The organism is Dyadobacter sp. SG02, assembly GCF_900109045.1.
Classification (GTDB): domain Bacteria; phylum Bacteroidota; class Bacteroidia; order Cytophagales; family Spirosomataceae; genus Dyadobacter.
Genome location: NZ_FNYL01000018.1, coordinates 72,264 through 86,944 on the forward strand (window position 1 = coordinate 72,264; position 14,681 = coordinate 86,944).

Annotated in this window: 13 protein-coding genes; 4 read left to right on the forward strand and 9 right to left on the reverse strand. The window is 48.0% G+C overall.

Translation table 11 applies throughout. The features are described from left to right. Positions 1 to 214: 214 nt before the first annotated feature. Complete coding sequence (locus BMW93_RS31285; RefSeq protein ID WP_090385999.1) at positions 215 to 820, forward strand: recombinase family protein; 606 nt, start codon at positions 215 to 217, stop codon at positions 818 to 820. A 492-nt stretch (positions 821 to 1,312) separates the two neighbouring features. Here the strand turns inward: BMW93_RS31285 and BMW93_RS31295 are convergent, their stop codons facing one another. From BMW93_RS31295 to BMW93_RS31310, 4 genes are all read right to left on the reverse strand, one after another. Then, positions 1,313 to 1,996: an MAE_28990/MAE_18760 family HEPN-like nuclease gene (locus BMW93_RS31295; RefSeq protein WP_090386004.1), complete on the reverse strand. Its 684-nt coding sequence runs from the start codon at positions 1,994 to 1,996 to the stop codon at positions 1,313 to 1,315. Between the two features lie 33 nt (positions 1,997 to 2,029). Continuing rightward, the gene (locus BMW93_RS31300; protein ID WP_090386007.1) at positions 2,030 to 3,094 is read right to left on the reverse strand and encodes a DUF262 domain-containing protein; all 1,065 of its coding nucleotides are present in this window, start codon (positions 3,092 to 3,094) and stop codon (positions 2,030 to 2,032) included. Further along, positions 3,084 to 4,169 (reverse strand): DNA cytosine methyltransferase, encoded by a 1,086-nt coding sequence (locus tag BMW93_RS31305; RefSeq protein WP_218147756.1) that lies wholly within the window; start codon positions 4,167 to 4,169, stop codon positions 3,084 to 3,086. Before BMW93_RS31305 ends, BMW93_RS31300 begins: the two co-directional genes overlap by 11 nt. Before the next feature lie 387 nt (positions 4,170 to 4,556). After that, the gene (locus tag BMW93_RS31310) at positions 4,557 to 5,525 is read right to left on the reverse strand and encodes a hypothetical protein (RefSeq protein ID WP_090386013.1); all 969 of its coding nucleotides are present in this window, start codon (positions 5,523 to 5,525) and stop codon (positions 4,557 to 4,559) included. 190 nt (positions 5,526 to 5,715) lie between these two features. Here BMW93_RS31310 and BMW93_RS31315 point away from each other — a divergent pair, with 190 nt between their 5' ends. From BMW93_RS31315 to BMW93_RS31335, 3 genes are all read left to right on the forward strand, one after another. After that, positions 5,716 to 6,105, forward strand: coding sequence for a hypothetical protein (locus BMW93_RS31315; protein WP_090386016.1), 390 nt, complete (start codon positions 5,716 to 5,718; stop codon positions 6,103 to 6,105). Positions 6,106 to 6,908: 803 nt separating this feature from the next. Then, positions 6,909 to 7,181, forward strand: coding sequence for a hypothetical protein (locus BMW93_RS31330; protein ID WP_090386024.1), 273 nt, complete (start codon positions 6,909 to 6,911; stop codon positions 7,179 to 7,181). Between the two features lie 14 nt (positions 7,182 to 7,195). Next, positions 7,196 to 7,498: a hypothetical protein gene (locus tag BMW93_RS31335; protein ID WP_090386027.1), complete on the forward strand. Its 303-nt coding sequence runs from the start codon at positions 7,196 to 7,198 to the stop codon at positions 7,496 to 7,498. A 330-nt stretch (positions 7,499 to 7,828) separates the two neighbouring features. Here BMW93_RS31335 and BMW93_RS31345 read toward each other — a convergent pair whose 3' ends face one another. Genes BMW93_RS31345 through BMW93_RS31365 form a run of 5 tightly spaced genes read right to left on the reverse strand, consistent with a single transcriptional unit; the run spans position 7,829 to position 14,656 of the window. Continuing rightward, positions 7,829 to 8,653, reverse strand: a complete 825-nt coding sequence (locus BMW93_RS31345; RefSeq protein WP_090386032.1) for an SOS response-associated peptidase — start codon at positions 8,651 to 8,653, stop codon at positions 7,829 to 7,831. Positions 8,654 to 8,666: 13 nt separating this feature from the next. Beyond that, entirely contained in the window at positions 8,667 to 9,143 is a 477-nt protein-coding gene (locus BMW93_RS31350; protein WP_090386036.1) for a hypothetical protein, read from the reverse strand. Positions 9,144 to 9,157: 14 nt separating this feature from the next. Further along, on the reverse strand, positions 9,158 to 12,388 hold the full coding sequence (locus BMW93_RS31355; RefSeq protein ID WP_090386039.1) for an error-prone DNA polymerase: 3,231 nt from the start codon (positions 12,386 to 12,388) through the stop codon (positions 9,158 to 9,160). A gap of 15 nt (positions 12,389 to 12,403) precedes the next feature. Then, complete coding sequence (locus tag BMW93_RS31360) at positions 12,404 to 13,903, reverse strand: DNA polymerase Y family protein (protein ID WP_090386045.1); 1,500 nt, start codon at positions 13,901 to 13,903, stop codon at positions 12,404 to 12,406. A 15-nt stretch (positions 13,904 to 13,918) separates the two neighbouring features. Continuing rightward, positions 13,919 to 14,656: an ImuA family protein gene (locus BMW93_RS31365; protein ID WP_090386048.1), complete on the reverse strand. Its 738-nt coding sequence runs from the start codon at positions 14,654 to 14,656 to the stop codon at positions 13,919 to 13,921. Between the last annotated feature and the right edge of the window lie 25 nt (positions 14,657 to 14,681).

Sequence of the window (14,681 nt, forward strand, 5' to 3'; positions counted from 1 at the left end):
GGTGACATAGTCAATCTCGCGTTTCCCTTGTTGTTGAATAAGAGCCGATCCCGTTTGCAGATGTTCGATTTTACGGTCGTTTTTATGTACTCTGCTTGCATAATGTAATACGGCCACTTTGACACTTAAAAGCGCCTTAAAGGAGTTCATTTTAGTGGTACATGAAATCAAATTACAGTATATTGCAACGATAGGGGTTAAAATGTAATTTAGGATGATTTTTGGATATGTACGGGTTTCGAAGAATGAACAGAATCAGGACCTGCAATTCGATGCTCTCCGAAAGGCCGGGTGCGAGAAGATTTTTCATGAGAAGGTGTCGGGTGCTTCTAAGGAAAGACCGGAATATGCGAGGATGGTTTCCGAGCTGCGGAAGGGAGATGTTATCGTCGTCTGGAGAATTGATCGTCTCGGGCGGGCCACTTATGAGTTGATTAAACTAATGGTCGAGTGGAAGGAGATGGGCGTTGACTTCCGTAGTATTTCAGAGGGCATTGACACTTCTACCAAAATGGGGCGACTTTGGTACATGCTCAGTTCTGTATTTGCAGAAAACGAGCGCGAAATCTTGATGGAGCGAACTTTAGCAGGAATGGAAGCCGCGCGTGCTAGGGGTAGGGTAGGAGGCAGACCCAAGGGCCTAACTAAGAAGTCTAAGAACCTTGCTAGCTTAGCAGCGACCTTGTATCAAAGCAAAAAATACACCACAAAACAGATTTGTGAACAGTTAAGCATCGGCAGTAAAGCAACTCTTTATAATTATTTGCGGCATGAAGGGATTGAAATTGAAGGTTGGCGGAGAAGTGCGACATCTTCCTGAAGCTGAAAGCTTATATTTCTCTAATGCTGATGTAAATTAATCTATCAACCGTGTAATTATTTATTCAGGCAAGACTATGACACATTACACATGTCCCCGATTTTCTATTGGGTTAGACTTTTATGAAATCATGGCTTTATCACAAGCTGACCTATCTCAGGTGCTCGCGCGGTCATCAAGGGAGGAGATCATTGATTGGCTGCAATGGAACGATCCTAACGGGGTTTACAGTGACGAGCAATCAAGAAAGGAATTTGGCGAGGTTCTATCTAAGGCCGCTGGGGCCGAGATAATATTGCGGGTAATTAAAGACGTTTGATTACTCGCACTGAAACAAACCGCATAATAATTATCCTTGCCCTGGGAGTTGCCATTGATATTTGGCAGTTTTTTATAAAGTTTCGATAGTTTTGAGTCTTTCGAGATAGTTTCGACACGCTCTATGTTCCAACAAATATTTAGTCATGTGCTTCACTGGGTGATCCAGCCAACTTACGCTACTGCGGGAACCAAGTACTCTTTATTTGAAATGTACTCGTCAACGTTGATTAAGAATGAACTCATGTATCGTTTCAGATCTCGCAGCATGAGATTTAATTGCGCACTGCTGTATTCCCGACCGACTTCATCAAACGATTTATTTCCATGGGCGAGATCGTTTCGGTTGGTTTTAATTGGGAGAAGTTGAGAACCATCGCCTCGGGGATTTTTGATACCGTAGTCTCTTGTTACTTCGCGTATTTTCTTCGCGTCGAGATTCCCAGAGAACAGTTCATTTTTGTCGAATGTTTTGACTACAATGTCAACAGAGATGCGAGAAAGAGCTGGTACTGCTTTATCAATGCTTGCTCGCTTCAAGTTTGTTAAGACTATTTTCCTGACTTCGCGTCTGCAAAGATCAAATTCAACTGTATTGGAACCAAGGTCGTCGAATATTGCCTGAATTGCATTTTTAGTAGTAGATTCAACAACATTGTACATCAAAAGAAAGCAGCTTGCTTTCAACGTTTTAATCCAAACATCTTTATCGATCGCAGGTAGATGCCCCGCCGCTGGCGCTGGAGATAATTCAATCGCTCCATCGTCTAACCGAGTGACATGTGCAAAATAATTTTCCACTTCTCTTATGCGGGTGTCGAAGTCGTTCAAGACATCAAGCATTGCGGCAGTTGGCATCCTAGGAATCGTTTTTATGTTAAGTCTTACTGCCTAACTGGCAATTAATTTATCTCTTACAAACTCAATGCGACGAATTACTTTAGGACGTGAGTTACTCGCGTCAGATGTCACTAATTCTTTGAATTCTCTACTTGCAAGCCAATTTACAGATGCTGGATTAAGATTGGGATTCTCTCGAAGTGCAAGAGCTACTCCCACTGCTATTGCCTCAAATCGGATTCTAGGAGTTCTTGAATGCTTTGAACTTTTTACAAATCCATGAGGGAAGTAATTGCTGACAAATGTCAGCATTCGATTGAACTCATCTAACATATTCTGTTTGAGAGTGTCATCAAATGTTTTTTCAGTGTTTTTGATCCATTCGTTAAGAAAGTCTCGAACGGATCTTTCAAAAGTCTGATATCCATCTAAATAAGCGAAAAAACGAAGCACGAACTCTTCTCGTTCTCTTCTCTTTTCTGATGTTTCTGACAAAGGTGCAAGGCTCTTGAATAATGGAATTGAGGCACATTCTTCAAGGAGGTCGATTAACGGGCCGTCATTAACTCCGCGCCTTACCTCCATGTCTTTAAGTATATCGCTTCCTGTATTGATTCTTTCAAATATATCTCGTCGTACTTCTTCATCGGCCTTGTTTGTAAGCTCAATCATTCGCATTGTCCGTCGACCAAAGCGCCGCTGACGTGATAATAATAATTCGGAAAATGTGAAATCGTTCAGAGCTTGTAGCTTTTCTAAACCTACCAGTCTTAATTCGTCTTGTAAAAATGCAGCCAATGTTCGAATCCTTTGTGACCCATCAACTATTTCCAATCGACCATCACTTTTTTCGGTATCGGCGACAAAAATGTATGGAACTGGCAGACCAATCATAACAGACTCAATGAATTTGGATTGACGTTTCAAATCCCATGAGAAATCACGCTGATAGTCAGGTATATACAGTTCGTTTTCGTCAGTTTCAATCCCTGTCAAGTACTTTTGCACGACAATCTCAACTGGATATTCCTTTGTATTGTAGTCGACTACTCGCTCTTTCTCAATAATTTCTCGTTCGGCGAGTTCTTTTAATGCTATATCCTTGTCATTTGCCATTGTTTTCTACCTTTCTAGAAGATTTCAGTGTCTTTAAATGCATTATTATACTTTGACCGATTACTTCACCTAACTTTGGCGGGACAGCGTTTCCTATTATTCGGCCAATTGTCGAAAACCTGGCCTTTTCTGCGTCACGAGCAAGTTTGTATGATGGTGGAAACGATTGGAGAATGGCCCCTTCCCGTAGAGAAATTGCTCGATCTTGGTCGGGATGACCGAACCTGCCATTTCCAAAACCAAAATACTGCGTTGTAATGGTTGGTGATGGTTTGTCCCATTCCATACGCCCATACACGCTAACGTATGTTTGTCCACTTTTTTGGCGGTGGCAATCAGAAACCAAATCATCATCCCAGTCACGCCAAGTCCCTCCCGCTTTTGATGCCCTTATTCGTTTAAGATTTATATCTGATAGTTTCGAGCTTATATGAAATGGATCAATGTTCGATTTTTCACCAGCTGCAATGGGTGACAGAGAGCCTATCGCAGATCGGACAGTTGGGTATTCTTCTGGTTTAAACTGAGGCGGCATGAACTGAATGTCGCCAAAGCGGGACGCAAGCAACACAAGTCTTTCTCTTTGCTGGGGGATTCCGTAAGCAGGGCAATAGACTTTTCTGAAACTAACATGATAGCCGACTCCGGTCAACTTCGCGACAAATTCGTGGAATACGGGATGTGATGCAAGTTCTGGAACATTTTCCATACTTACGATGTCTGGCCAAGTTTGCTCAATGATTTTCCCGAATGATCGTACGAGAGTCCATTTTTCATCACTTTTTTCACGGGCTGACCTTGCATACTTCGAAAAGTATTGGCACGGGGCGCAGCCGACGAGAATTTTGTAGCTGTTTGGCTCAAATAGTTTTTCTATATCTTCGATCGCTAAGTCGTTGATATCTTGTTCGAAAAACTGGGTGCCGGGATTATTTTCCTCATACACATATTTGCAATGAGGATCAATGTCAAAACCGGCAACAACTTTTAAGCCTGAAGACCTTAGACCGAAGGTTAGCCCTCCGGCACCGCAAAATAGGTCTATCGTGCTCGTATTCAAATTTTTATATTCCACTTAGTTGTAATCGTGTTACTAGACAATGTGTAAATTTAGTAAAACTTGAAGCGACAATATAGGGTGAGCGAATGATTGAAGATCAGATTTACTTTAATCACTCGGTTGACAACGCAGCTGAGACATCAGAGTTGGCAGTATGATAAGAAACTTTTGTGTCCTAGTCCCTATTATACGAATTTGTATTTGGTAGTGTAAGAGTTTAGTCGATAAGGTGATATGGACTTAGCTTATTTGGCACAAAGAGGAATAGACGTCATGTGGTTTCTCGACGACGCGAAAAATATGAGTGAGGACATGGGGGCGTCGTCGATAATTAGGAGCCGCCGATATCCTTGTGACATCATGCCGTATGATAAGTAAACATTAGGTTAATGTACCCATTAGTTAATCAGATTCACTTTCTGTGAGGACTTGCTGAATTAACTTTTCGCGCTGAACTATTGCCCAAATCAGGATACCATTTTTGATCATTATGACACGAATTTGATCGTCACTATACTTTGTGCGTATTGAGGGGCTATGCAAACCACTCAGCACTGCATAATACTGGCAGAAGGAACTTACATGTAGCCCGCCAATTTCTTCCACGATATCAAATTCAGTCTTCGTAAAAAATGCCTTCAATTTAAGCTTGATACCTGGCTCCTTGCTTATATCGAATTTGTAATCAGCATGTTGCTGAACGTCAAGCGCGGATATGTTCATAACTTTATTTGCTAGATATTCTATGATTGTGCGGATCGATATGAAGCAGTGCCTTACACGATCAGGGTTGTTGGATGCTAGTGAGATGACTGCCCCTTCCCATAGGGGATACAGGTTGGAATCAAGGTGTATTCTCAAGGCATTTGAGACAATTCCAAGGTAGTTGGCAGAAAATTCTTCCTGGGGGCTAAAAAGCAGATTTCCATCAATTGGTAACTGCATGTTGGCTGTTTCCAGCTCACACAACAATGACAAGTGAAAATGGTAATTCTCTCGGTACCTTCGATCCACTTCAACCCAGTCAATATTTTTGAACGGTGCGACAGCAGCAGCAATTGACTCCTCCATTCTGCGCTGTATATCCTTGATCTGAGTGCCAAATGGCGTTGAGTCACCCATTGTTGACGATATGGCTGCTTGCACTCGTTGATAAGAATCCGCCACCTGCTTAGTAAACGAATTAGCATCATGCATAGAAATTTTAAATGCCGCAACCGCCTCATACATAGCCTTTTGGCCTGCGGTAATGCTATCGACGTCAAGCCGGTATTGACCAACTTTTGAACTTAGTTTTCTCGCTACCTGTGAATTAAAATTTAGCTGTCTAAATTTTTCCTGTAAAGCGAGCATTTGTTCGTATGGATTCATTGCAACATTACTTTTGATGGACGTTAAAGACGAAGTACAATAATGTGCTACTAGGAAAGGTCATGGGCCAGCCACCTTACTTCTTTGTTTGCGAGGGAAACCTGTATCCATACCCATCATTGCAAGCAGCCAACTTTGAAAAGTCACCAACGGTCCGTAGTATAGTGTTTCAACATAAAAAACCTCCTTTATGGATTATTTATTTGATTTTCTAGGTGAGAACTGGTGGCAGGGTATCGGGGCAATATTGGCTGTCGCTGCTTTAATCGTAGCGATCCGGCAAAACAAAAAGAAAAGGCTTTCCTATCAGGTCCTGTACTCTGAACCGTTGGTTGATATCTCCAATCAGGTGAAAAATGATTTAAAAATCACATACAAGGATCATGTGGTTGATCAACTCAATATTTTAACGATCAAAATAATCAACAATGGAGGGGTTTCAATTCGTCAAACTGACTTCGAAAATATGATAGAATTGAAAATCGAAAATGCTAAAACAATAATAAGTTATGGATTTTCAGATACTTATCCTTCAAATTTAAATACTCTGATAAATCACAACAATGGCCGCCTATCATAGCGCCTTTGCTATTAAACGCGGGGGAATACTTTACGATTCAGACAATATTCGACGGGCTTGATAGAAAATTCACCTTAACTGCCAGGATTGAAGGAATAAGTGAGATCAAGGCATTGGTTAACAGGCCATTTCCCAAGTATACGGTCGGGATTATGGCGATCATGATGTTTCTTGTTATACTCACGCAAGCAATACTGGAAGCATTAAATGCCGCTATCAAACTGAATTGGTATCTTGATTATGTTTTTACATTTTTGATCACAATTGCAGGCCTGCATCTAGCTCAGGAGTTTTTCTTCAGATGGAAAAATAAACTGAGGTAAGAACGCTATACCAACATCATTGTCCAGAACCGCATCACCTTTACTCTTTAAGTGCATGCGGCTGATTCGTCACTGGTAATAGGGTAGAGCTTGAAGTTTGGCGACAACGGTCAGTTAAAAAGCATTTCATAACTGATAGGATAAAACCAAGAAAATCCGCTTTTGTTCTGATAACGGATACTATGTTAAGTGACAAACATGGAGCAAATTGCTTATCTTGACGTATTCAATAACAGCCTAAATGCCCGCCTATGTTAAGCGATAAAACGATGTACGGCTTGATTGTGCTTGTCTACTGTGGTCTGTTACTTGCACACTTATGGCCGTTTCTGTTCCAGAGATGGATTGCGTATAGCCAGGGCAGATCGGTCGGGGAGGTTCCCAAGCCGGCTAAAAGCAAACTGCTCACTGGCGGACTTGCATTTCTGAGTGGCGTGCTTTGGACTTGGCTGTATTTCAGGCATTAACAACTTGTATTGCATGGATCAAGTTCAAAAGGAAGAGTTGTCGCGGGACTTGTGGCGCTTTATGATTCTTGGAAGCTTTCTGTATTCGATGTTTTACACAATAGCCGAGAAAATCGTCGCGGTAGAGAGGCTGCCATTCCGATATTTTGTGCTGTCTGGGGTGCTGGCTTTTGCCGTCGAGGCGGCACTATACTTCTCCATCCGAAATTGGCCAGGGCGCAGAAAGACTGCGGTGGTATGGGTGATCGGATTTTTATGGATAGGGGTTTGTTTATTTGTTAACTGATATTTCAGAACTTTATGGATTGGGCACTAGCTTCAATAGGTCTTTTAGTAATCGGGCTGGGTGTTTCGATCTGGCGGTTTCGACTTGTTCGTTGGCTGAGCAATATTCCTAGAGGCCGAGAGATCATTGATAAAGAAAAGGCGGCCAGGCTCGGAGGTAGTTATTTGTGCCTAATTGGGCTGTGTTTTATTGCCTTTGGTTATGCAGTTGATAATTTGTCTGATCAGGCAGTTATGGTAATTGTGGCCTGTTTTATTCCGGTTAACATGGTTGCCCTTGTTTCTTACCTGGTAGCCCAAAGTAAGAATATCAGATAGTTGTCTTAGAGGATCTAGCCACTGAGAGGCTTCGGCATATGCATCAATCAGAGAAAACTATTCTTTCAATTTTTTTCGATATGCTGACAAAAAAGCCAAAATCAATATGATAGCAATGGTGAAAGCTATCATAGGATAGAATGATTCTAATGGCAGATTTGCGTGGCTGGCCCCCATCATAAGTATGATGAAGGCAGAAAAGCCTAACAATAGGTAAAGGAAGATGTTCAATATTGTGAGTAACTGCCGTAAAAGTCGGGTGTTTTTCATTTTACATTGTTGATCATGCCTCCGTGGAGGTTCTCTGATTTTGCAGATGTTTGCTCTCGATTAAAATAGTGAAAATTGACTTTTCATTGGCTCATCATTTCCCAATTGGGGCAAATTGTCGTATTTCCAAAATTCAAATTTCGACCTTCCATCTGGTCGCGGTTTTGTGCCCCTGATGCTGAAAACGGTCCGGTAGTCCAGCGCTTCGGAGGGTAGCATGTATTCAAACACGGCCTTCATATCCGCATCCGTGAAATGCTCCGAAAGCCAGAATTCTTCCAGCTCAGGCGTTAGAAACAGCGGCATCCGGTGACGAAATTCGCCATCGTTGTGAATGTTCGCCATCAGCTCGTTAGCTGTTCTAGTTAACATTCCAAAGCTAACACTCTGTCTTTTTTCACCAGCTGATCCAATCGATTCGATGATCTGAAAAAGCCCAGGCAGAAACTGCATCTTACGGTCTTTTGGCCATATGTAGTAGGGGACTTTCTTCTGCCATCCCTGGATCGCCCTGTGCTCGTAAGTACCTGTCACCGGTATCAGACACCGGTTCTGCCGGATTCGATGCGCGTAGGAGCGTGTATCGCCTAGAACACGCTCGGACTGGATATCTGCCATTTTGGTCCGGCGCTTCCGGCGCTCGTCAGGGTTTTTCTCATAAACGGGATCCAGCGACCATTCCATTTCCGAAAGAACGAGCTCGGTGCCCTGGCGGGTGATCACTGGATACTCCGGAAACGCGAACGAGCTGATGTGATCATAGACAGGCGAGTCCTGAATGATCCGTTTGTCTTTGATCTTGGGAAAAACCTCCTTGGTCAGCTCAATATCGCTGTGAAGGGATATGTCGTAACAGAGCTGACGCCGGAACAGGTAGGAAATCATATAAATGGGGTGCTTATTTTATCATCTCATACAGGTCAAACTCATGCTCTGGCCCGTTGGCTGTGACCGTCGCTTTGAGCCGGCCGAATTTCAAATCCATCTGAATGACGATCGCGTCATTGGAAGCGACCGGCATATGTGATTTGATGTAAGATATCATATTCCGCTGATATAATTTGATCATTTTCTTATTCCAGGACTCTTCCCGGAAGGTGCAAAGGAACAGACTGTATTTGGGATCGTTGATCAGGGCGGTGATCTTTTCGATGTCAGCCGAGAGGTTCAATAGTTTTCCTTCGTTCCCAGATAGCCGCGTCGCATGCGCCTTCCCGGACTTCTCATCCTTGTAAGGTGTTGCCATAAAGCCAAAGCCTTCCTTGATCCCTGGCCAGTTGAAGCGTTGCAGCACAATGAAGTGATTGCCGTGCTGGGTGATCCGCCGGATCATGGGCAGGTTAAGGATTTCAAAGGGGTTATAAGCGGCTACCATAGCGGAAGTACTGGTTAACGGAAATTACGACCGGAAGGAAAGATTTCCAATTGCACGGCCTTCTTTCTGACCTGCGTCTTACGGTTAACAGCCTGGGAGATATATTCATCTTTTTCATCGGCGCGCGAAAGCGTAAGCACATCAGGATCTTCTTCTTTTTGGTTGAGCTGGCGAAGCAGGGGCGAGGCATCGTAACAGCGCCGGACGACCACGTGGATCACTTCGCCTTCGATTTGGAGCTTTCCTTCCACCATTAAAAGCCGCGAGCGCAGGATTTCCTTGCGGTACTTTTCAAAAAGGCTCTGGAAGACAACGAGGTTAGCTACGCCTGACTCATCTTCGATGGTGATAAAGCAAACCCCGCCAGCAGTACCTGGCCGCTGGCGGACGAGCACCAGCCCTGCAACCCGGACAAACTGCTTGTCGCGCAGCTTGGAAAGATCGGCCGTCTTGATGGCGCGCTTTGCCGCAAGTTGATCACGAACAAATGAAACTGGGTGCGCCTTCAGCGATAGGGAGGTGGACATGTAATCCTGGACGACATGCTCGGAAAGCGAAAGCTTGGGCAGCTCGACCGGTGCTTCGAACTCGCTGGCCGACTTATGCCCTTTGAAAGCGCCCATCGGCCGGTCGGAGAGGGCAGAGGCCTCCCACATGGCTTGGCGGCGGTCCATTCCCATTGACCGGAAAGCGTCCGCGTCGGCCAGCCTTTCCAGCGCGCCTTGCGCGACGCCGGCGTCGCGCATGAGGTGGATGGCCGTGTATGGCGCGCTGCGGCCAGCAATGAGCGCCAATACATCCTGCTCGGAAAGCCCTTTCACCTGCCGGAAACCAAGCCTAATCGCCCTATATTCCCCTTCTGGCTCTTCTAATGTATTGTCCCAGACAGAAATATTCACATCCACCGGGCGCACCTTAACCCCATGTTTCTGCGCGTCAATTACGATTTGCGACGGCTGATAAAAGCCCATGGGTTGGCTGTTGAGAAGCGCAGTCGCAAATACATCAGGGTAATAGCACTTCATCCAGCAGGATACATAGACCAAAAGCGCGAAGCTGGCCGCGTGGCTCTCGGGAAACCCGTAGCTTCCAAATCCTTCCAGCTGCCGGAAGATGCGGCGGGCATACTCTTCCGTATAGCCACGACCGGTCATCCCGTCGATCAGCTTCTTTTCAAACTGGGAGACAAGACCGTTGAGCTTAAAGGTCGCCATACTCCGGCGCAGCTTATCGGCTTCGGCAGGGGTGAAACCGGCCGCCACGATCGCGATTTTCATCGCCTGTTCCTGGAAGAGCGGCACACCTAGCGTGCGGCCCAAAATGTCTTCAAGCTCCTTGGAAGGATATTCGACGGGCTCTTCGCCGTTCCGCCTTCTCAGGTAGGGATGCACCATATCCCCCTGGATCGGGCCCGGTCGGACGATAGCCACCTCGATCACCAGGTCATAAAAGTTTTGTGGTCTGAGCCTGGGAAGCATTGACTGCTGCGCCCGGCTTTCGATCTGGAATACCCCGATCGTATCGGCATGCGAGATCATCTCATATACCTTCGGGTCATCCTGCGGCACGGTGGCCAGCGTGTAGGTTTTTCCGTAATGCTCTTTTAAAAGGTCAAAACCTTTCCGGATACAAGTCAGCATCCCCAGGGCAAGCACATCAATTTTCAGAAACCCCAGCGTATCGATATCATCTTTGTTCCATTCGATATTGGTCCGGTCTTCCATCCTGGCGTTGATGATCGGGCAAAGGTCTGTGATCTTGCCCTGGGTGATCACAAAGCCGCCGGTATGCTGGCCCAGCTGACGCGGGAATCCCATAAACTGCCGGGTCAGATCCAGCGTTTTCAGAAGATGCGGGTCACCCGCATTAAAGCCTTGGTCGGAAATCCGCTTTCCTTCAAACCACTCGTCGGTAAACTCCCAGATCGAGCCGGAAAGTTTGTTAATGGCGTCCACGGACATCCCCATCGCTTTGGCCACATCGCGCACCGCGCCTTTCTGGTGCAGCTGGGTGACTGTGGCCACGATCGCTGAGCGGTCACGGCCATACTTCTGGTAGATGTACTGAATGACTTCTTCTCGCCGCTCATGCTCAAAGTCCACATCGATATCTGGCGGCTCATTCCGGGCCGATGAGATAAACCGCTCAAACAAAAGGTCAAATTTAGTAGGGTCAACACTGGTAATCCCAAGGCAAAAGCAGACAGTCGAGTTGGCGGCCGAGCCGCGCCCCTGGCACAGGATGCCGCGATCGCGGGCAAAGCGGACAATGTCATAGACGGTCAGAAAGTAGGCGGCAAAATCCATTTCGTCGATGAATTTGAGCTCGTGCTCGATCGCATTCACTACCTTTTCAGGCACGGGCTCCCCGTAAAATTCTTTAGCCCCTTTCCAGGCCAGGTAAGTCAGTTCCTCTTGCGGGGAGCGCTCGCCGCTGGTGATCTCTTCGGGGTAGACGTATTTGAGCGTGTCCAGCGAAAAGGTGCAGGCTTCTGCGATTTCCTGCGTGCGGCGGATCGCATCCGGGTACCCGCGGAAAATCCGGAGCATTTCAGCCTGGTCTTTCAAATGACGCTCCGCGTTCTGGTGCAGCCGGAAGCCGGCATTGTAGATCGTGCATTTCTCGCGCACGCAGGTGACAATGTCTTGCAGCTGACGCCTGTCAGGGTGATGGTAATGCACATCATTCGTTGCCACTAGCGGAATATCTAGCCGCTGGGAAATCTCAGAGAGCCGGAAGAACTTCTTAACATCGCTTTCAACGTAGGAGCGCGTTGCGGCAATATAGAACTCGCTGCCCAGCTGCTCGCGGTAATCGCGCAGCGCTCGCTCAAAGCCAGGATCAAATTCAAAAGAGGTATTCAGCGTCAGTGGCGGCACGGCTATAAACTTCATCCCTTCGGCGTATTCATAAACATCCCTTCGGTACAAATCACATTTTCCTTTTTCGGTCCTTCGGTTGCCTAGCGACAGCAGCGCCGACAGGCGCGCGTAGGCAGGCTGATCAGTAGGGTAGGCCAGAAGGCTCGGCCCGTCGATCAGATCCAGCCGGGCGGCAGGGATAATATCAAACCCTTTGCCACGTGCAGCCGAATGCGCGCGGACGATCCCTGCCAGCGTGTTCCGGTCAGTGATGGCAATTTTCTTATAGCCATAGTGGATCGCTTGGTCGACGAGCTCTTCGGGGTGTGAAGCCCCGCGAAGGAAGCTGAAATTACTTGTTACCTGTAATTCGGTGTACTGCATGGCTCTGGGAAGGTTTTATGCAAAAAAGCCGTGGATGAACCACTCGGCGCTCAATTCTTCATTGTAGTGCCCAAGCCGGAAGATCCAGTAGCGGCCTCCCTGCTCGTCTTCTACTGAGTAGTAGTCGCGGTGCATACCATCTGATATCCACCATTCCTGTTCGATCCGGTTGGGACCGTCTGCTTTCTTGATCCGGTGGATGTCACCTTTGTAGCGGAATAGCATGGGCGGATAATCCGGTACCGGGGCGGAAACAGTGATTTTCTCCGGCTGGGAGAGAAGTTGCACCGGCCGGTGCTGGTCAGTCCGCCAGTCAATCTCCGGCTGATCGGTCAAAGACACTGCCTGGGTGATCGCGCGCTCCGGCCAGTGGTGCTGGGCAGGAAGGTATCGGTGGATCACATCCGCGCCGGCGCGCGCGGTGAGCCGGTCGATCAGCTCCGCGACCTGCGTCATCTTGTTTCCCCCAGTTAGGTTCCAAAGCTCTTCCTGCGCGTTGCCCAGCGGTTCGACGACCGGCGCTTCCAGCACAAAAAGCTCGATGCCCAGGGCAGGCTCGATGCTGGATATTTTCAGCTCGAACAGCTTGAACATATGGGAGGTGCTACAAGATGGCCCGCTGGTACCGATCTGGATAGCCTGCGTTTCCCCGTCGATCCGGTAGCAACGTAGCACGGCCTGCCGCGCGCCCTTACCATCTTTGACCAGGCGTTCGCAGAGCATTTCCAGTAGCTTTTGTAAAGCGATCTCGATGCCGGTCGCTGTCTGGATGGGCTCGATGCTGGAAAGCCGCTCTTGATAAGGTTCGACGGGGCAGACAGGCTCGAAGGCCTCGTGGGTATTGCCCAAGGCTTTTCCGATCTGGTCGAGTGTAGCCTGCCCGAACCTGCGGCGCAACACCGAAGCCGGCATATAGATGAAGCTCGTGATCTGGTAGAGCCCCAGCTTCTGCATTTTCTCGACGACGGCAGCTTCCAGGCGCAGCGCATGCGGCGGTAGCTGCAAGAGCGCGGTCAACTGCTCGCCCGGCTCGATGATCGGAAAAGCGCGCGAGTAACGCGATACCGCCCAGGCGGCACCGATCGTGTCTGCCATCGCGGTACGGACGTCATAGCCCGAAGCTTTCAGGCGCGAGGCAATATCTTTCAGGTAGGCTGTTTCGCTTCCCCACAAATGCGCGCAGCCGGTTGCGTCCAGGATCAGCCCGTCGGGTAAATCAACAGCTACCAGTGGCGAGTAGCGGATCGTCCATTCAGCCAGCGCGGCCAGCAGCTTCTCTGCCAAGGTGGGATCATAATCGAGTACTTCCAGGTCCGGCTGCACCGCGCGCGCATCGGCCAATACCATCCCGGCCTCGATGCCGAGCGCCTGCGCATCCCGGCTGGCCGCTTTGACCAGCATGCGCCCGCGCTCTTTGGCCGAAAGCACAAACGGCTTTCCTGCGAGCTCCGGCTGTCGGAACAGCACCCGGTCCACCAATAGGTGACGGAACCATATAGCCACATATCTTTTCATCTTCCCTGGGCAGCTTTATCCGACCTTTGAAAGGTGCTGGTGAAAAGAAACAGATTCTCCGATCAGCTCAAAGCCGCCATCCCGGAATTCCAGCGGCCAGCTACCTGGCTCGCCGCTCCGGACTTTTTCAATCGTTACCTGCCAGCGCGGGAAGCCGATGCCGGGAAGCACCTGCTCGGCCACGCCCGGAAGCGGGCTGATCCGCCAGCGGCAGACGGCGGCGACAGGGTTTGAAAGGCGAGGGGATACCCTATGCAAAAGGCCTGTCACCTTGCTTTCTTCGACGGTGAGCTGCAACCTTCTGGATTCAGTCAGGTTCAGCTCCTTGATTTCTCCTACGACTGCTGAGAGTGCATCGCATTTGAGCGCTTCCTCGATCGCCCACAAAAGGTCTTTGTCTTTTTTCAGATCCACAAAGATCACCCGGTCGGGCGCTACCCCGAAATGGCTCAGCGCGAAGGGGTAAACCGTCCGGTGCCGACCGACCCAGACGCAGAGCCCGTCTTCTTTCATCATCTTACCAGCCAATGCCGCCATAAAGCCGGAGGTGGCCGCTGTCTGTTCAGGGGAATGGCTGACAAACTCGTGCATTCCCACGCGGGGGAATACCCCTTCCGGGAATGCTTTCATGACCGGCCCGAGGCCGAAATCGTCGTGTTTGACGCCCAACGCTGGCGCACGGAAGCCCTGCAAAGCGAGGATATCGCTTCTGAGCCTGGCAACCAGCTCACTTTTTTTCAATGCAGTTTCCATAGTTTAAATGTTTTATTATATTTGG